The 18,480-nt window shown below is 67.0% G+C and carries 16 protein-coding genes; 11 read left to right on the top strand and 5 right to left on the bottom strand.

Annotated elements, in window-relative coordinates; translation table 11 throughout:
- The 7 genes from EV147_RS26220 to EV147_RS21925 form a co-directional block, all read left to right on the top strand.
- A partial coding sequence (locus EV147_RS26220) for a hypothetical protein (RefSeq protein ID WP_206751187.1) occupies positions 1-364 on the top strand: 364 nt, incomplete at its 5' end.
- Positions 365-465: 101 nt separating this feature from the next.
- Positions 466-855 carry an OsmC family protein gene (locus EV147_RS21950; RefSeq protein WP_130393320.1) on the top strand — a complete coding sequence of 130 codons (390 nt, stop codon included), beginning with the start codon at positions 466-468 and terminating at the stop codon, positions 853-855.
- 355 nt (positions 856-1,210) lie between these two features.
- On the top strand, positions 1,211-2,032 hold the full coding sequence (locus EV147_RS21945) for a hypothetical protein (RefSeq protein WP_130393319.1): 822 nt from the start codon (positions 1,211-1,213) through the stop codon (positions 2,030-2,032).
- Positions 2,033-2,342: 310 nt separating this feature from the next.
- Positions 2,343-2,975, top strand: coding sequence for a response regulator transcription factor (locus EV147_RS21940; RefSeq protein ID WP_130393318.1), 633 nt, complete (start codon positions 2,343-2,345; stop codon positions 2,973-2,975).
- Positions 2,972-3,436: an Hpt domain-containing protein gene (locus EV147_RS21935; protein WP_130393317.1), complete on the top strand. Its 465-nt coding sequence runs from the start codon at positions 2,972-2,974 to the stop codon at positions 3,434-3,436. The genes EV147_RS21940 and EV147_RS21935 overlap by 4 nt, the downstream gene beginning before the upstream one ends.
- 21 nt (positions 3,437-3,457) lie before the next feature.
- Positions 3,458-4,432, top strand: a complete 975-nt coding sequence (locus EV147_RS21930; protein ID WP_130393316.1) for a DedA family protein/thiosulfate sulfurtransferase GlpE — start codon at positions 3,458-3,460, stop codon at positions 4,430-4,432.
- Between the two features lie 126 nt (positions 4,433-4,558).
- Positions 4,559-5,569, top strand: coding sequence for an LLM class flavin-dependent oxidoreductase (locus tag EV147_RS21925; RefSeq protein ID WP_130393315.1), 1,011 nt, complete (start codon positions 4,559-4,561; stop codon positions 5,567-5,569).
- 69 nt (positions 5,570-5,638) lie between these two features.
- Here EV147_RS21925 and EV147_RS21920 read toward each other — a convergent pair whose 3' ends face one another.
- On the bottom strand, positions 5,639-7,201 hold the full coding sequence (locus tag EV147_RS21920; protein WP_130393314.1) for a methyl-accepting chemotaxis protein: 1,563 nt from the start codon (positions 7,199-7,201) through the stop codon (positions 5,639-5,641).
- A 189-nt stretch (positions 7,202-7,390) separates the two neighbouring features.
- Between EV147_RS21920 and EV147_RS21915 the strand changes: the two genes are divergently transcribed.
- Positions 7,391-8,164, top strand: a complete 774-nt coding sequence (locus tag EV147_RS21915; RefSeq protein ID WP_407923271.1) for a lipoate--protein ligase family protein — start codon at positions 7,391-7,393, stop codon at positions 8,162-8,164.
- A 26-nt stretch (positions 8,165-8,190) separates the two neighbouring features.
- On the opposite strand, the gene EV147_RS21910 is transcribed toward EV147_RS21915, so the two are convergent.
- Positions 8,191-8,907, bottom strand: a complete 717-nt coding sequence (locus EV147_RS21910) for a DUF3047 domain-containing protein (RefSeq protein ID WP_130393313.1) — start codon at positions 8,905-8,907, stop codon at positions 8,191-8,193.
- 195 nt (positions 8,908-9,102) lie between these two features.
- Between EV147_RS21910 and EV147_RS21905 the strand changes: the two genes are divergently transcribed.
- From EV147_RS21905 to EV147_RS21895, 3 genes are all read left to right on the top strand, one after another.
- Positions 9,103-9,933 carry a polysaccharide deacetylase family protein gene (locus EV147_RS21905; protein WP_235844907.1) on the top strand — a complete coding sequence of 277 codons (831 nt, stop codon included), beginning with the start codon at positions 9,103-9,105 and terminating at the stop codon, positions 9,931-9,933.
- A gap of 84 nt (positions 9,934-10,017) precedes the next feature.
- A complete protein-coding gene (gene fusA / locus EV147_RS21900; RefSeq protein WP_130393311.1) occupies positions 10,018-12,123 on the top strand; it encodes an elongation factor G in 2,106 nt (701 codons plus the stop codon).
- 136 nt (positions 12,124-12,259) lie between these two features.
- Entirely contained in the window at positions 12,260-12,511 is a 252-nt protein-coding gene (locus EV147_RS21895; RefSeq protein WP_130393310.1) for a GlsB/YeaQ/YmgE family stress response membrane protein, read from the top strand.
- Here the strand turns inward: EV147_RS21895 and EV147_RS21890 are convergent.
- The 3 genes from EV147_RS21890 to argG all read right to left on the bottom strand — a co-directional run bounded on the left by EV147_RS21890 (position 12,476) and on the right by argG (position 18,394).
- Positions 12,476-15,631 carry a transglycosylase domain-containing protein gene (locus EV147_RS21890; protein ID WP_130393309.1) on the bottom strand — a complete coding sequence of 1,052 codons (3,156 nt, stop codon included), beginning with the start codon at positions 15,629-15,631 and terminating at the stop codon, positions 12,476-12,478. The two genes, EV147_RS21895 and EV147_RS21890, sit on opposite strands and share 36 nt — an antisense overlap.
- Positions 15,632-15,902: 271 nt before the next feature.
- Entirely contained in the window at positions 15,903-16,928 is a 1,026-nt protein-coding gene (locus EV147_RS21885; protein WP_130393308.1) for an aldo/keto reductase, read from the bottom strand.
- Between the two features lie 140 nt (positions 16,929-17,068).
- The gene (gene argG / locus EV147_RS21880; protein ID WP_130393307.1) at positions 17,069-18,394 is read right to left on the bottom strand and encodes an argininosuccinate synthase; all 1,326 of its coding nucleotides are present in this window, start codon (positions 18,392-18,394) and stop codon (positions 17,069-17,071) included.
- Positions 18,395-18,480: the final 86 nt, after the last annotated feature.

Here is an 18,480-nt window from a genome sequence, read left to right as displayed (position 1 = left end):
ATCTTCAGCGGCGTTCGCCATCAAGCGCCCACACTTATCGGTTGTTTGGTTGTTAAAGAACGGTGACGAGCGGCTTTGCCGTCGTCGGGTACTGCGCTTTACTACCTTCGCTGCGTCGCTGACGTTTCGTCATTCGCCGCAGCAGAGAAACGAGATTATGCAGAGCTTTCATCGTTTCGTCAACAGTTTGCAGAAGTTTTTTTTCTCTGCCGGCTGGCGCTGCAAACCCTCGCAACCCCCGCCACTGCTGCCTCGCAACCCTTGTCGCTGCTGCGTTTGCAGCGCGGTTTGTGTTGCGAGGGGGCGAATAGTAGATGACTCCCAAGGGATGCGCAAGCCCCCTGCCATAAAAACTTCAAAATAGTTGAAAAGCGTCTCATAAGACCTTTGAATCGACATGCCAGCGATGCTGTATAGAATCGACGATTCGGCCTGTGCGCAGGTCTTCTACCGAGGAACATTCCAATGACTATCGAAGCGACCTGGCGAGCCGACTCCGGCTCGAGCGTATGCAACCTGGGCAATGGCACGGCAACGTGGCAGTCTGACCTGGACGCGCCCATGGGCAATCCGGCGATTCCAAACCCGCATGACCTGCTGGATTCGGCGCTGGCCGCCTGCACCACGCTCACGCTGCAGATCTATGCGAAGCGCAAGGGCTATGCGCTGGAGTCGGTACGGGTCGCCGTGAAGCATGAAGAGACACCGGGCGCCTACAAGATGATCCGGACCGTGGAAATCCAGGGCGACCTGGCGCCCAACGTCCGGGAAGATCTGCTGCGCGTGGCGAACAAATGCCCGGTCCACAAGTCGCTGTCCGCCCAGATCACGATCGAGACCACGCTGGAAGGCTGATTCCAGAACATCGATTGACCCAGCAAATGATAATGGTTATCATTTGACTTCTCGGGTTTCGACACTGCCTGAGTCAGCAAATGGGTTACACCGGACACTCATCCGTGTCCGGGTTTTTTCCTTTCAGCCCTCCCGCGCGCACGTCCGTGCCGCGTCATCTTCCTGCCTCACGACTGCCGCAAGGTGTACTGCCTCCGGGTCCATGGATTGCTGTGTTCGATGGCCCACGGACGCGCTCATACAAGCGCCTTAAAAGCCGCTTGCGCATTTTGTCGCCCAGCAACCGAGGCTTAAGATGGCTCTAAAAGAGAACATTGGCATCACGCGACAGGGAAGCATCGGGAGCGGGGACATCTTGGCGAATTACATGGAAGAGTATTGCGCGCGCATCCGGCGGGATGGTGTGCGCGGCATTGCGGAAAAGCCGGTCGTGGTCGATCAGGATGGTACGTATGTGATGACTTACGTACCGTTCGAGCACCGGAACGAAGACGCGCAACTCGTGCTGGTCAGCACGACGCCGGGACACACGCACGTGCGCCTGGCGGCCGAAGTCACCGAGGAACTGTTGCGCCTGCATACGCCTGGGCGCGTGATTCAGCGTGAGCACAAGCGGCGCGTCGAACTCGGCGGGCCGATGGTGCGGCCCAACCTGATCCGCATGCTCGACCATTTCCGTGTGCCGGACCTGATCGGGCAGAACGCCGCGCAAGCATTGTGGGGCGACGCGTTCCAATCCCTGCAGCCCCTGGCGCTGGTGCCCTATGCCACCACGCGCCGCGGCCTGACCTTTGACGGATCGCTTGACGACATCCTGCAGACGCCCATGCTGCGCGTGGTCTTCGAGAACCTGTTCCTGGCCCAGCTGGAGCCACTGCGCAGCAGCACTATCTATATAGCGCTTGGCCGTACCGCGTGGGCTGCGCTGCAGCACGCCGCGTCACTGGGGGTGATCGGACGCGGACAGGTGCTTGGCATGATGCCGGTGCCGGCCCGCGCCGGCAGCATGGTGCGTTACTTCCTGCGCGAGATCGCCGAAGCCGACCTGACTGCCAACGATCCCGTGCGCCACCGGATCAACTGGCTCGATGCCGCCCACGCCGAAATGGAAGCCGGCACCCGCCGTATCCGCGCCGCGCTGGCGCCGGCCACCCAGCCAGACCGGCTCATCGCCTGACCGCCAGCCGCAGCGACCCCCCACGTCGGGAGGGGTCAACGCCACGTAAAAGTGCCGATAACACTCCTTGAGGAATCTGACCTCCTCGCATTCCCGATTGGCGACCCCCGTGTGCATACGGCGGGTCGCAATTTTTTTTGGGCGGTAGCAGACGCGAAATGCAGAGATTTCGATCTGGCTCATATAACGCTCAAGTGCAGAAATTTCCTACAAGCTTTGCGGAAGAGTCGCCAACTCGGCGGCGTCGAGGCTCCCTATACTCTCCCGTCATGAAAACGCTATGGCCATCCGATGGCATTGCGAGCCAGTCATGACAAGCATCCTGATCGTCGACGACCACCCAGCACTCCGACTCGCCCTGCGCGCCCAGCTCTCCCAGCTGCTGGGCGTCAAGCGCATGTACGAGGCCGACAACGGCCAGACGGCAATCGATGCCGTCCGCCAGTACAAACCCGACATCGTCGTGCTGGACCTCGACATCCCGAGGATCAGCGGGCTCGACGCCGTGCCACGCATGCGCGCGCTGCACCCCGACGTGCGCATCCTCGTGCTCACCGCCCAGGACGCCACGCCGTTCTCCGCGCGCGCGTTCCAGGCCGGCGCCCAGGGCTTCGTCTCGAAGACCGAAGAACTCGACGCCATCGTCCGTTGCGTGGAAAGCGTGCGGGGCGGATTCACGGTGTTCCCGACCACCCACCCGCGCGAAACCCCGCGCGAGGGCCAGATCGTCAGCGACAACGAGGGCCTGCGCAGGTTGTCCGACAAGGAGATGGAGATACTCCGGATGCTCGCGCGCGGCATGAGCAACAAGTCGATTGGCAAGGCGCTGTTCATCAGCAACAAGACCGTCAGCAGCTACAAGAGCCGGATCATGACCAAGCTCGGGGCTGAATCGCTGGTGGATCTCGTCGATTTTGCGCGCCGCTGCCGGTTGATTCCATGAAGCCTGCCGGTGTCCGGCACCGATTGCCCCCTGACGAGCTGTCCGCCATCGGCGCCGCGCTGGCCGAGGCGTCGCGGCACGACGCCGCCCTGCAATCGATGCTGGTGGCGCGCCTGCTCGAAACCAACGCCACGGACCTCGCCGACCTGCGGTTCGCCGTGGCCCGCCGCGACTGGCCCGGCGTGCGGCGCACCGTCCACCGCATCAAGGGCGCCGCCGCCCTGGCCGGCTGCACATCGCTGGTGGCCGCCGGCAAATCGATCGAGTCGGCCGCCGGACAAGGCAATGGCGCCGTGGTCAACACACTGTTGCCGCGTTACATCGCCATCCTGGACGCTTTCAATGACACACTGTCGGCAGTGGAAGCCAGCGCGATATTGCCGATGCAGACTGTTCAGCGCACTGGCACACTAGCATCCGGCGCCGGCAGCGCCCCCAATTCCATCCGCCGCCGGCCCTGACCAACCTGGCGGAGACATGTCGTGGGTGATTTGCAGTCGTTGCTCGATGGCCACGGGCTGACGCTGGTATTTTTCAGCGTGCTGGCCGAGCAGGCCGGGCTCCCGGTGCCGGCTTATCCGATGCTGTTCGTGGCGGGTGCCCTGTCGATGCAGGAAACCGGGCCATCGATCGGCGCCGTGCTGTTTGCCGTGGTGGCGGCGTGCCTGATTGCCGATACCGCCTGGTACTTCGCCGGCAAGCGCCTGGGCCAGCCCATGCTGCGCACCATTTGCCGCGTGTCGATCTCGCCCGACACCTGCATCCGGCAGACCCAGTCGCTCTACCTGCGCGTGGGGCCCCGCTCGCTGGTGTTCGCCAAGCTGCTGCCGGGCGCCGGCGCGCTCTCCACCGCGATGGCCGGGATGACAGCCACGCCGTTCCTGACCTTCCTGTTCTACGACGCGCTTGGCGCGCTGGTGTGGGCCGGAGGGGCGCTGCTGGCCGGCGTGGTCTTCAGCGATTTCGTCGATACGATCCTGGCGGCGTTCAGCGCCTACGGGCATATCGCCTTCATGGCCGTGGTGGGCGGATTCGCGCTGTTCATCGCCTGGCGCTTCTGGCAGCGCTGGCGCCTGCTGCGCCGCACCGGCAAGATTCCGCGCATGACCGTGATGGAGCTGGAACAGCGCCGGGCCGCAAGCGAGCGCGGGGTGGTGGTGCTCGACGTACGGGCCGACGGCAATGCGCCCATCGAGCGCATACCCGGCGCGGTGGTCATGGAACTGCACGCGCCAATCGACCTGCTGGCCGAACAGCGCACCGACAGCGATTTCGTGGTGTATTGCGCCTGTCCCAACGAGATGTCGGCGGCAGTTCTGGCCGAACGGCTACGTGCGGCGGGCTATCCGAACACCTGGGCGCTGGCGGGGGGGTTCGACGAGTGGAAGCGGCTGCAGACGCCGCTCGGCGCCGCGCCGGCAGACGTGGACGTGGCACCCCGGCCGGCCGGGCACTAGCCGGGCGCCTGAGTCCACACGGCCGGCAGGGCTTCTGCGCCACGCCGAGCAGGATCTGGCGGGGGTGACTACCATAGCCCGTCCCCCTTCCAGATCGCGTGCGGCCCGTGCCGCGCGCAGTACGCAATGATTCCCTACTCCCTGCTCGACCTTTCGCCGATTGCGGAAGGCAGCAACGCCGCGCAGGCCATGCGCAACTCCCTCTCCCTGGCCCAGCATGCCGAGCGGCTGGGCTACCGCCGGTTCTGGCTGGCCGAGCACCACAACATGCCCGGCATTGCCAGCGCCGCCACCGCCGTGCTGATCGGCTTCGTGGCGCAAGGCACCAGCACCATCCGCGTGGGTTCGGGCGGCATCATGCTGCCCAACCACTCGCCGCTGGTGGTGGCCGAGCAGTTCGGCACGCTGGCATCGCTGTATCCGGGCCGGATCGACCTGGGCCTGGGCCGTGCGCCGGGCACCGACCAGCCCACGGCGCGCGCGCTGCGGCGCCACCTGGCGCACGACACCGCCGACGCATTTCCGCAGGATGTGGAGGAGCTGCAATCGTATTTCGACGAAGTTCGACCGGGACAGCGGGTCCGCGCCGTCCCGGGCGCCGGGCTCGACGTGCCGCTGTGGCTGCTCGGTTCGAGCCTGTTCAGCGCCCAGTTGTCGGCGGCGATGGGCCTGCCGTTCGCGTTTGCCTCGCACTTCGCGCCGGGCTTCATGCGGCAGGCCGTGGATCTGTACCGGCGCACGTTCCGGCCGTCGGCGCAGCTCGATCGCCCGCATGTGATGCTCGGCCTGAACGTATTCGCCGCCGAGACCGACGACGAGGCGCGCCGGCTGTTCAGTTCGCTGCAGCAGCAGTTCCTGGCGCTGGTGCGCGGCACGCCGGGCCAGTTGAAGCCGCCGGTGGACGACATCAGCCGGCTCTGGGATGCCAGCGAGGCCGACCACATCAACCGCTCGCTGGGGTGCTCCGTGGTGGGCGATCCGGCCACGGTGCAGGCCGGCATCCAGCGCTTTGTGGACGACCTGCGCCCCGACGAGCTGATGCTGACCGGCCAGATTTTCGATCACGCGGCGCGCCTGCGTTCGTTCGGGATGGCCGCCGAGGCGATGCGGGCGCTGCGCCCGCCGCCGGCGCTCTAGGACGCACTGGCCGAATGGAAAAAGCCGCGGGGCGTCCGCGGCTTTTTCGCTTGCTGCATCAGAAAATCTTTAAACGTGCGCGAGGCGGAACGTCGACACCGCGCGCAGCATCGAATCGGCCTGCTCGGCCAGCGACTGGGCCGCTGCGGCGGCTTCCTCCACCAGCGCGGCGTTCTGCTGCGTGACCGAATCCATCTGCGTCACCGCCTGGCCGACCTGTTCGATGCCGGTGCTCTGCTCGGCCGAAGCCGCGCTGATCTCGCCCATGATGTCGGTCACGCGCTTCACGGCCTGCACGATCTCGTCCATCGTCGTGCCGGCCTGGCCCACCAGCGCCGCCCCGGTGTCCACCTGGGCCACCGAGTTGTCGATCAGCGTCTTGATTTCCTTGGCCGCGTTGGCGCTGCGCTGCGCCAGGCTGCGCACCTCGCCGGCCACCACGGCAAACCCGCGTCCCTGCTCGCCGGCCCGCGCCGCTTCCACGGCGGCGTTGAGCGCCAGGATATTGGTCTGGAAGGCGATACCCTCGATCACGCCGATGATGTCGACGATCTTGCGCGAGGCGCCGTTGATCTCGCCCATCGTCGCCACGACCTCGCTGACCACCTGGCCACCGCGATTGGCGATGTCCGAGGCGTTGACCGCCAGCGCGCTGGCCTGGCGGGCGTTGTCGGCGTTCTGGCGCACGATGCCGGTCAGTTCTTCCATGCTCGACGCGGTCTGCTCCAGCGCGGAAGCCTGTTCCTCGGTCCGCTGGGACAGGTCGTGGTTGCCCGCCGAGATCTGGTTGGTGGCGGTGGCAATGGAGCTGGCGGCACCGCGGATATCGCCCATCGTCGCCGACAGGCGCTGCTGCATCTGCTGCATGGCGGCCAGCACGCTGTGCTGGTCATCGGCACGCACCTGCACCGGCACGGTCAGGTCGCCGCCGGCAATGCGCGACACGGCTTCCACCGCGTAGGCCGGCTCGCCGCCGAGGCTGCGCTTGACGGTGCGCATGATCATGCCCATCACGCCGGCAATCAGCGCGCCAATCAGCAGCGTGCTCAGGAACGCGTTGATCAGGTTGGCGCGGAAGGCGTCCTCGATGTCGATCAGGAACACGCCGGTGGCCACGAACCAGTCCCAGTCGGCCACGTGCCGGCCATAGGTCAGCTTGCGCTGCGGGTTCTCGGTGCCGGGCAGGCGGCCGCGGTACATCGAGAAGCCAGCGTCATCGCCGGTGGTGCGGCGTGCGCCTTCGAGGATCGCGCGGTAGACATAGACGCCGTCGGGGTCCTTGAACTCGCCCACGAGGTTGCCTTCGGTCTGTGGCAGGCCGGGGTTCAGGATCACCTGCGGCTTGGAATCGACGATGAACAGGTAGCCGTTCTGGCCGAAGCGCATGGCGCGCAGCGCGTCCTTGGCGGCCTTCTGGGCGTCTTCCTTCGTCATCGTGCCCTTGGCGGCGCGCTCGGCGTAGAGCTTGACGATGCCCTCGCCGGTCGCCACGAGCGATTTGAGCGCATCGCGGCGTTCGGCCATCATGACGGACTTGGCATGGAAGGCGTTCCAGGTGCCGAGCGCGAGCAGCAGCACCCACATGACGGCGAGCGCCGCCCAGAGTTTGGTATTGAGCGTGAGACGGTTCATGATCCGACAGGCTGAGAGGTCAGGGAACGCGCGAGAGACGACCAGACTGCCGCGCAAGTCCTCAGCAATAACGGCCGGCCCTGCCTGTTTTTTTAGCACCAATCTGGCGCACGGCGCGTTTGCCGTGGAAAAATGCGTTATCCGCCGCGTGCCCGGCACCGGCGGCAACTCCTGCGTGGAAGCCCAGCCATGACCGCGATGTCCGATGCCGCCCAGCCTTTCTCGTTCACCGAGCCCGATCCCGCCGAGCCAGACCCGATCGCGGCCGAACTGGCGCTGCTCGACCACGCCGCCCGGCGCGGCCCCGTGGCCCAGCTCTGGGAGGCGCCGCTTGCGCTGGTGATGCCGCGCAGCTATCTGCGCCAGCCCGGCATCGAGGCGGCCCGCGCCGACTTCGCCGCCCGGGGTTGTCCGGTGTGGCTGCGCATGTCGGGCGGCGGGCTGGTGCCGCAGGGGCCGGGCATCCTCAACGTGAGCCTGGCCTACGCGGTGCCGCGCGGGGCGGCGTCATGGATGGAGCCGGTCTACCTGCATCTGTGCGAGGTCATCGCGGCGGGGTTGCGCGAGGTGGGCGTGGAGACCCACTGGCAGGCGGTGGAAGGATCGTTCTGCGACGGCCGCTACAACCTGGCCTGGGGGCCGGCCGAACGGGCGCGCAAGATCGCCGGCACGGCACAGTACTGGCGCCGCGCGCCGGCCGATACCCAATCGGCCGACGGTCAGCGGCATCTGGTGCTGGCGCACGCCATCCTGCTGGTGGATGCCGATCCGGAGGAAATCAACGCGCGGGCCAACGCGTTCGAGGCGGCGATCCAGAGCGGACGCCATTACGATCCAGCCAAGGTGGTCAGCGTGCGCGAGGCAATGGGCGGCGCCCCCGATGGCGACACCGCCGGACTGACGGCGCGGGTCAAGGCGACAATCGCCGCGGCCATCCTGGCGCAGCCGGCGCCAGGCCAGTAAACCCCGGCAAGGCGGTTGCCTGCCGCTTACTGCGCCGCGCCGAACCTGATGTCGCCGTACCAGGCGCGGGCGTTGCCGCCCGTATTGTCGGTATCGGTCATGATGCCGTAGCCGGTCAGCTTGCCGGGCGCCTCCTTGAAGACCTTCTGGTAATCGCTGGCCACGTTCCGGCGCAGCGTCTGCCATTTGCCGGCCTCGCCGCCCACCACGATCATCTGCACGCGTTTGGTATGCGGGTTGGGGATGACGGTGCCCACCGGCGCGCTGTTGGTCCAGATATACATCAGCGTGGCATAGGGCAGCTTCTCGCCGGCGGCGCTGGCGGCCAGCATCTCGGCGCGGTCGCCGATCGACAGATTGTTGCCCTTGCCGTCGAAGAAGAACACGAGCCGCGCCGGGGCATCCTCGCGGTCGCTCTGGCTGTTGTCTGCCTCGGGGATCGGGGCGGCCACCTTCCAGCGCCACCTGACCACCGGCGTCTTACCGAGATCCACGTCGCCCTCGTGCACCAGTCCCGACGCCGAGCCGCTGGCATCGGCCTGCAGCACCGTGGTACCTTGCTCGGCCACCAGTGCATAGCGCGTGAGCTTCTTGCCCGACACCACGGGCTTGTTCTGCCAGCCGTCCGGCAGCGCGGCACCCGGCGCGGCCGCCGAGAACGCGGCGCCCGGCGCGGCGGTCTGCGCGAGCGCGCCATGAGACAGGGAAAGCAGCAACAGGGCCGGAGCCAGCGAGCGGAGCATGTTTGTCTTCTTGTACGGTGGAATCTGGGAAATCCGGGAGGATCCGGGAGTCCCAGTCATTCTAGGAACGCGCCGCCCCCGCCGCCGTGAGGCACCCGCTGAATGGCGGATCAGACGCGCGCTGACAATTTCGCCCCTCTTACCACTCTAGTGCACCGCGCATCACTTCCTTTGCATCGACTCACACGTTTTTCCATGTTCGCCGGGTCATTGGCGTTGACCGGCTGTGCGCTGGGCCCGGTGCAGCCGCTGCCGTCCGACACCGCCGCCCGGCTGGCCCCGGTGCGGTTCCTGCTGACATTCGACGACGGCCCCGACAGCGGACCGTATGGCGGCACGCCGCTGATCCTGCGCCAGTTGGCCGATAACCCGGTCACGCCGGGGATCAAGGCGCTGTTCTTCGTCCAGACCGAGCACCGGCTGCGCGGCGGCGGCCCCGAAGGGCGGGCGCAGATGCGCGCTACCTGCGCGCAGGGCCAACTGATGGCCGTGCACAGCGGCATGGCCGAGGGCCATACCTCGCACACCCGGCTTCCGTCTGACGTGCTGGCCGCCTCGCTGCGCCGTGGCGCGGCCGATATCGCCTTGCAGTGTGGCGCGGCGCTGCCCGTGGTGCGGCCACCCACCTGGCGCCACGACGCCCGGACCGAGGGCGTCTACGGGCAGGTGGGCATGGCCATGCTGATGACCGACGCCAACGCGCGCGACGGCAAGTTCTGGGGCTGGAACATCAGCCTGCGCCGGCGTCCGCACATGCGCCACGAACTCGAACGCGTGGGCCAGGCCATGGCTGCCGGGCGGCTGCAGCCCGTGGAGGGCGTGACGCCGGTGCTGGTCGCCTTCCACGATCCGAACGGCTTCACGGCCATGAACATGACCGGCTACCTCCGGATCCTGGTGGAAACGGCGCGCGACAACGGCTTGCCATTGGCCGACCCGCCGTTCTATACCGATACACAGGCGGCCGCCCGCGCCGCGCTGGCGCGGGCGAAGGCCGGTGTGTACGCCCGCGAAAGCTGGCCCTGATCCCATGGTGGCCGGCGGGAATACGGAGTTTTGGCGAAAGTGCTACGCTTTACGCCCCGTGGTGCCCTAACCAGGAGAATCACCGTGCCCCGCAAGACCCCCATCGAACGCTATCGCAACATCGGCATCAGCGCGCATATCGACGCCGGCAAGACCACCACCACCGAGCGCATCCTGTTCTACACAGGCGTGAACCACAAGCTTGGCGAGGTGCACGACGGCGCGGCCACCATGGACTGGATGGAGCAGGAGCAGGAACGCGGCATCACGATTACGTCGGCCGCCACCACCGCGTTCTGGAAGGGGATGGCCAACAACTACCCCGAGCACCGCATCAACATCATCGACACCCCCGGACACGTGGATTTCACGATCGAGGTGGAGCGCTCGATGCGCGTGCTCGACGGTGCCTGCATGGTCTACGACGCCGTGGGCGGCGTGCAGCCGCAGTCAGAAACCGTCTGGCGCCAGGCCAACAAGTACAAGGTGCCGCGCATCGCGTTCGTCAACAAGATGGACCGCGTGGGCGCCGACTTCTTCCGCGTGCGCGACCAGATCCACAGCCGTCTTAAAGGAAATGCGATCCCGATCCAGATTCCGGTCGGCGCCGAAGACCATTTCCTGGGTGTGGTCGACCTGGTCAAGATGCGCGCCATCGTCTGGGACGACGCCAGCCAGGGCGTGAGCTTCGAGTACACCGAGATTCCGGCCGAACTGAGGGATCTGGCGCAGGAGTGGCACGACAAGATGATCGAGGCCGCCGCCGAGGCCAGCGAGGAACTGCTCGAAAAATACCTGGGCGGCGAGACGCTGTCCGAGGACGAGATCAAGGCCGCGCTGCGCAAGCGCACCGTGGCCGGCGAGATCGTGCCGATGCTGTGCGGCAGCGCATTCAAGAACAAGGGCGTGCAGGCCATGCTCGACGCCGTGATCGATTACCTGCCGTCGCCGGTCGATGTACCTGCCATCCTGGGCCATACCGAGGACGACAAGGAAGCCGAGCGCCATCCGAGCGACGACGAGCCGTTCTCGGCGCTGGCCTTCAAGATCATGACCGACCCGTTCGTCGGCCAGCTGATCTTCTTCCGCGTGTATTCGGGCGTGGTGAACTCGGGCGACACGGTCTACAACCCGATCAAGGCCAAGCGCGAGCGGCTGGGCCGCATCCTGCAGATGCACGCCAACGTGCGCAACGAGATCAAGGAGGTGCGCGCCGGCGACATCGCCGCCGCCGTGGGCCTGAAGGAAGCCACCACGGGCGACACGCTGTGCGATCCGGCCAAGGTCATCATCCTGGAGAAGATGACCTTCCCCGAGCCGGTGATCTCGCAGGCCGTGGAGCCCAAGACCAAGGCCGACCAGGAGAAGATGGGCATTGCCCTGAACCGGCTGGCGCAGGAGGATCCGTCGTTCCGCGTGGCGACCGACGAGGAATCGGGCCAGACCATCATCTCGGGCATGGGCGAGCTGCACCTGGAAATCCTGGTTGACCGCATGAAGCGCGAGTTCGGCGTGGAGGCGTCGGTCGGCAAGCCGCAGGTGGCCTACCGCGAGACGATCAAGTCCGTTGCCAAGGACGTGGAAGGCAAGTTCGTCAAGCAGTCGGGCGGGCGCGGCCAGTATGGCCACGTGGTGCTGAACGTGGAGCCGATGCAGCAGGGCGGCGGCTACGAGTTCGTCGATGCCATCAAGGGCGGCGTGGTGCCGCGCGAGTTCATCCCGGCCGTCGACAAGGGCATCCGCGAGACGCTGGAGAACGGCGTGCTGGCCGGCTACCCGGTGGTGGACGTCAAGGCCACGCTGGTCTTCGGCTCGTACCACGACGTGGATTCGAACGAGAACGCGTTCCGCATGGCCGGCTCGATGGCGTTCAAGGAAGGCATGCGCCGGGCCAAGCCGGTGCTGCTGGAGCCGATGATGGCCGTCGAGGTGGAAACCCCCGAGGAGTTCACCGGCAACGTGATGGGTGACCTTTCCTCGCGCCGGGGCATGGTGCACGGCATGGAAGACATCGCGGGCGGCGGCGGCAAGATCGTGCGCGCCGAGGTGCCGCTGGCCACGATGTTCGGCTATTCCACCTCGCTGCGCTCGCTGACCCAGGGCCGTGCCACGTTCACGATGGAGTTCAAGCACTACGCCGAAGCGCCGGCCAACGTCGCCGAGGCGATCATCACCGCCCGCAAGCACTGATCCATGCCCGGGCGGCGCGGTCCGGCGGCGATTTGAAAATTTTCAGATCGCCGCCGACAGATGGCCGGCCGCCCGGCATGGCATGATGGGTGCCGTCGTATCGCAATGTCCTGTCACCGCCTGCAAGGAGCGCACCATGATGGCATTTCTCGGCACGGTATTCGTTGGGCTGATCGTCGGCCTGGTCGCAAGGGCGATCAAGCCCGGCGACGACAAGATGGGCTGGATCATGACCATCATCCTGGGCGTGCTCGGCGCGCTGGCGGCCGGCTACGTGGGCCGCGCGATGGGGTTCTACGAGCCGGGCGAGGCGGTGGGCTGGATTGCGTCGATCATCGGCGCGCTGGTGCTGCTATTCATCTACGACGCGGTCCGGCGCAAGCGCTGACGCGGCGGCGGCGGCGGCGGCGCCGGGCGGCGGGCTGAACGCCGTCAGCGCCGGCGCGGCGGTGTCGCGGCAGCGCAGCAGCGTGGCGTCGGTGCCCGGCGCGGCCATGGCCGTGATCTGCGGCGCCAGGGCGCGCAGCACCCGTACGGCGATCGCGCTCGTGAACACGTAGCGCGCCGCGTACGGCTCCTTCACATGCACCGTGACGGTGCCGAAATACCTTTCGCCAATCAGGAACACGAACGTTGCCGAGCGGTTCACCGCACGCGACGAGATCACGCGTCCGCCCGAGCCATAGGTCTGGTAGCGCTGGTCGCCCGTGCCGGTCTTGCCGCCCACCAGCAGCGGCACGCCCTGCGCCTGGCCCTTGCGGTTCACGGGCACGAACAGGCCGTTGATCGACTTGGCCGTGCCGGCCTGGACCACATCGAGCATCGAACGCCGCGCCAGCCCGGCAATCTCGGGCGCGATCAGCGGCTTGCCGGGCTGCGGATGCAGGCCGTAGGTGGTGGCGTACGGCGTGTTGGCGGCAAACGCCAGCGTGCGCACGGCTGACGGCTGGGCATCCACGCCGTGGCCGAGGATGATGCCGGCCAGTTCTGCCAGCGCCGCCGGGCGGTCGCCCGAGGCTCCCACCGCCGTGGCGTACGACGGCGTCAGCGAATCGAACGGGTAGCCCAGCCGCTGCCAGCGCACCGCGATCTTGCCGAACGCCTCGCGCTCCAGCAGCGTGCGGATGCGCGCGTCCTGCCCCAGCTTGCTGCGTGTCTTGAACAGCCATGCGTAGACGGTCTGGCGGTCGGGCTCGCTGGCCTGCAGGATGTCCTTGAGCGTGGCGTCCGGATGCTTGCCGAGGTACTCCACCATCCACAGTTCCAGCGGATGGATGCGCGACAGGTAACCCCGGTCGTTGAGGCTGAACTTGTCGTGCCCGTACTTGACGAACAGCTTCTGCAGATCGTCGTCGGACAGCTTCGGCATCTGCTTCGGCATGCGGGCGCGCAGCGTGCGGGCGAAGGTGTCGAAATCGGTTTCGGGCCGGGCGCTCAGCAGCGTGACGGAGAGCCGCACCGCCGCCAGCCGCGCCGTGGGCAGCTTCACGCGGTCAAGCAGCGCCTTGAGGCGCTCGTCGTCGCTCTTGCCCCGGTAGCGCTGCCAGAACGTGGTCATGAAGGCCGAGCCTTCCTCGTCGGCGAACTGCACCAGGTAGCCGCGCCGGCGCGGCTCGGCGCGGTCCTCGAAGATCGTCGCGGCGTCCGGATGCGCCTGCCAGACCTCGTAGCGCACGATGTCGCGCATCATGCGGATGAAAACCAGGTTCACCGAGTGCTGGAACGCCACGCGCACCGTCATCTGGCGCTCGCCCTCCCATTTCTCGAAGTTCGTGAACGCCTGCATGCCGCCGCCGGTGAAGAACGCCTCGCCGGCATTGCCCGAGTACTTGCGCTCCATGGCGGCGTCGAGCACGGCCTGGCGCTGGCGCTCGGCCGGCGTCTTCGCCTTGATCAGGTAGTCGACGGTCCAGCGTGTCAGAGCGTCCTGGCGCGGCACCTGCAGCGCGGTCAGTTCGGCCCGGCTCAGGTCCTTGTGGCGGTCATAGATCTCGTTGACCACCTCCAGGTACGTCACCAGCGTGCGCAGCTTGGCCGTGGAGCCCAGGTTGATCCGCGCGCCGCTGTTCATGTCGAACGGCTGGTCGACATTGTCGGCCTGCACCCGCACCACGCTGGCGTTGCCCACGCGCTCGAACAGCGTGAAGCTGGCCACGAGCCGCGACGGGTCGTCGCCGTCGCGCAGCAGGTTCTTGCCGTACAGGCCCATCTGGCGCGCGTCGTCCTTGTTGCGGATGCGCTGCAGCGTCTCGGTCACCAGCCGCTGGGCCTCGCGGTTGATCGTGCTGTCGACGGTCAGGTCCAGCCGGTCCAGATCGTAGCGGCTGTCCACATGCAGCATCCGCGAGACGTCGTTGCGCACCTGGTTGACCGCCTTGCGTGTCACCCACGGCGCCGGCTGGGGGCGCTGCGGCGGCGGCGCCTTGTCCAGCGACTGCGCCAGCGCGGCGTCGCGCAGCTCCGGCGTGATCGTGTTGTTGGCGGCCAGCAGGCGCAGGTAGCTGCCGGTCAGCGCGTCGAGGTTGGTGTCGTCGCGCCGCAGGTGGTACGACGGGCGCCGCTGCGAGATGATCAGCGACAGCGCGCGCTTGTACGCCTGCGCCTGGCGCGGCGTGGGGTTGCGCGGGTCCATGCCGCGCAGCAGCCCGTTGACCTCGGCGAAGTCCTCGCCGTACCAGACGTAGAGCGCGTCGCCGATGCCGTCGATCTCGCCATGGCCGGCGCGCGCCGACATCGGCACCGTGTTCAGGTAGTCCACCACGATGTTCTCGCGCGCGCGCTGCGTGTCGGGCCCGTCGCGGTAGGCACGCAGTGAAGCGGAGGTCATCTGCCGCAGCTTGTCCGGGATCGACTGGGTCTTGCCCTCGGGCGAGTGGCGGTATTTCTCGATCTGCGTGGCCAGCGTGCTGCCGCCGGGCGTGGCGTGGTTGCGGTCCGCCAGCCGGATACCCTGGTCGAGCACGGCGCGCGACAGCCGGCGCCAGTCGAGCGCCGGGTTCATCATCGGGTATTCGGGGTTGAGCAGGTTCTGGTTCTCGACGAACAGCAGCGAGGCAATCAGCACCTTGGGAACGGCTTCGAAGTCGTCATACTGGCGCTGCGGGTAGCGCTCGTGCGACAACGTCAGCGCGTTGCAGTCGCGCACCAGCAGGCCGGCCTGGTTTTTCTCGCGGTAGGGCGGGAAGATGCCTTGTTCCATCAACCGGACCATGTCGGGCGACATGCGCGACTGCGCCACCGTGATGTAGCCCTCCCGCAGCAGGCGCTCGCCGAATTCGCCCAGCCGCTCGTAGCCGAGCCGCAGGTCATAGGGACCAGAGTGGGGATAGCGGATGCTGTCGCTGGCGCCGGGCTGGACTTCGTAGGTCAGCGCCTTGCCGAGCCGGCTCATGTAGCGCGCCTGCCATTGGGACGTACGCGCCTCGCTCGCGACGAGGCTCACGACGACATAGGCGCCACCGCATACGGCGACTGCCACCCCAGCGAGAATCCAGCCACGACGAGACACGTTTCGCATCCGGTTGCGCCGGCCCCGCCGTTTCGGCAGGCGTCGCCGGCTCCTAGCCCAGGTCCGGAAGCCGCCATCCGGCAGCCGCCGCGTGTTTTTATATTACGCGTATCGGCTGCGGAATGGAGCATGGAAGTTGGCTGGCACACGCATTCAAACGCCGTGTGTGAGCATCCGCGCAACAGCGGCCCGGCAAGGCCGACCGGGCGTCACACCGCGGTGTCAGGACGGTGTGTAAGCGGCGCGCCGGATTGTCATCCTTACGCGCCGGTCAGGCCCCGTCCACGGGCCGGCCGCCGAACGGATAGCTCGGGTCGCTGTAGCCGTGGGTGGAGGCGTGGCCGCGCGGCACCAGATCGTCGACCATGGCTTCCTCCTGCGCGGAAAGCACCGCCCCCACCGCACCAAAATAGTCCTCGAACTGGGCCAGCGTGCGCGGCCCGGCGATCACCGAGCTGATGATCGGATTGGCCAGCACCCAGGCCGTGGCGAACTGCCCGGCGCTGAGCCCGCGCGCCTCGGCATGCGCCTTCAGGGTCTGGGCGATGACCAGCGACTCCTCGCGGAACTCGGTTTCCATCATGCGGCGGTCGGCGCGGCCCGCACGCGTGCCCTCGGCCGGCGCCTGGCCGGGCAGGTACTTGCCGGTCAGCACGCCGCGCGCGATCGGGCTGTAGGGCACCACGCCCAGGCCGAAATGCTGGCAGGCCGGCAGGATTTCCACCTCGGGCATCCGGTTCAGCAGGTTGTAGTACGGCTGGCAGGCCACGGGGCGCGGCACGCCCAGGCGGTCGCACAGCGCGGCGATCTCGGCGATGCGCCAGCCCCGGAAGTTCGACACCGCCCAGTAGCGGATCTTGCCGGCGCGGATCAGGTCGCCCATTGCCCGCACCGGTTCCTCCAGGTTGGCGCCGGCGAAGTCGCGGTGCAGATACAGGATGTCGACATAGTCGGTGGCCAGCCGGCGCAGGCTGGCTTCCACCTCGCGCATGATCCACGGGCGCGAGTAGTGCTGCTGGTTCGGGCCGGGGCCCATGACGTTGCCGAGCTTGGTGGCCAGCACCCAGTCGGCGCGGTCGCCCTTGAGCAGACGGCCCACCATTTCCTCCGACGCGCCCTTGGTGTAGACGTCGGCGGTGTCGATGAAGTTGACGCCGTGCGCCCGCGCGCTGTCCACGATGCGGCCGGCTTCGGCGTCGTCGGTCTGGTCGCCGAACATCATCGTGCCCAGGCACAGGGCGGATACCTTCAGGTTGCTGGCGCCGAGGCGGCGGTACTGCATGGCGAAGTCAGGCATGGTCATCCCCGTTTGGCTGAGCCTGCATTGTGCCGCGATGCGGCGCACCGTGCTGGCGGCGCTTACCGGGAGCCGCCAGCACGAAAAAAAGCCGGCACGATCGCTCGTGCCGGCTTTTGCCTGCGTCAGGCTGGTGCGGCTCAGTCTTCGAGCTTCGGCAGCGCCGCGCTGGTCTGGGTCGACAGCAGGCCGGTCTTGGCGTACGTCTGCAGCTTCTCGCGCGTGTCGACGATGTCGAGCGTGCGCATCGTCAGCTGGCCAATACGGTCCAGCGGCGTGAACATCGACTCGCCCTTCTCCATCGTCAGCCGCTCCGGCTTGTACGTCAGGTTGTCCGACGTCGTGTTCAGGATCGAGTAGTCGTTGCCGCGGCGCAGTTCGATGGTCACTTCGCCGGTGATGGCGCCAGCCACCCAGCGCTGGGCGGTTTCGCGCAGCATGATGGCCTGCGGATCGAACCAGCGGCCCTGGTACAGCAGGCGGCCCAGGCGGCGGCCGTTGTCGCGGTATTGCTCGATCGTGTCTTCGTTGTGGATGCCGGTGATCAGGCGCTCGTAGGCGATGAACAGCAGCGCCAGGCCCGGGGCCTCGTAGATGCCGCGGCTCTTGGCCTCGATGATGCGGTTTTCGATCTGGTCGCTCATGCCCAGCCCGTGGCGGCCGCCGATGGCATTGGCTTCCATGAACAGGTCCACGGCGTTGGCGAAGGTCTTGCCGTTCAGCGCCACCGGCTGGCCTTCCTCGAAGCGCACGGTCACTTCCTCGCGCTTGACTTCCACGTCATCGCGCCAGAACTGCACACCCATGATCGGCTGGACGATGCGGATACCGGAATTCAGGTGCTCCAGGTCCTTGGCCTCGTGGGTGGCGCCGAGCATGTTCGAATCGGTCGAATATGCCTTTTCCGACGACATCTTGTAGTCATGGCCGTTCTGGCGCATGAATTCCGACATTTCGGCACGGCCGCCCAGTTCGTCGATGAACTGCTGGTCCAGCCACGGCTTGTAGATCTGCAGGCCCGGGTTGGTCAGCAGGCCGTAGCGGTAGAAGCGCTCGATGTCATTGCCCTTGAACGTGCTGCCATCGCCCCAGATGTTGACGCCGTCTTCCTTCATCGCGGCCACCAGCATCGTGCCGGTCACGGCCCGGCCGATCGGCGTGGTGTTGAAATACGTCACGCCGGCCGTCGAGATGTGGAAGGCACCGCACTGCAGCGCGGCGATCCCTTCGGCCACCAGTTGCGTGCGGCAGTCCACCAGGCGGGCGGCTTCGGCGCCATAGGCCATTGCGCGGCGCGGGATGTCGTCGTAGTCCGGCTCGTCCGGCTGGCCCAGGTTGGCGGTGTAGGCGTAGGGAATGGCACCCTTCTGGCGCATCCAGAGGAGTGCTGCGCTGGTGTCGAGGCCGCCCGAGAAGGCGATTCCGACGCGCTGGCCGGAAGGAATGTGCTGCAGGATGGTAGTCATCGCCGGAAAACCGAGGTGAATTTCGTAACCTTGGATTGTGACATGGCGCGGCGCCGGCGCCAAACCCGGCGCCCTGAAATATATGT

This window comes from Cupriavidus agavae, from assembly GCF_004217045.1.
GTDB classification, from domain to species: domain Bacteria; phylum Pseudomonadota; class Gammaproteobacteria; order Burkholderiales; family Burkholderiaceae; genus Cupriavidus; species Cupriavidus agavae.
Note: the sequence above shows the minus strand (reverse complement) of the source record. Positions and strands in the feature narration are given on the sequence as shown.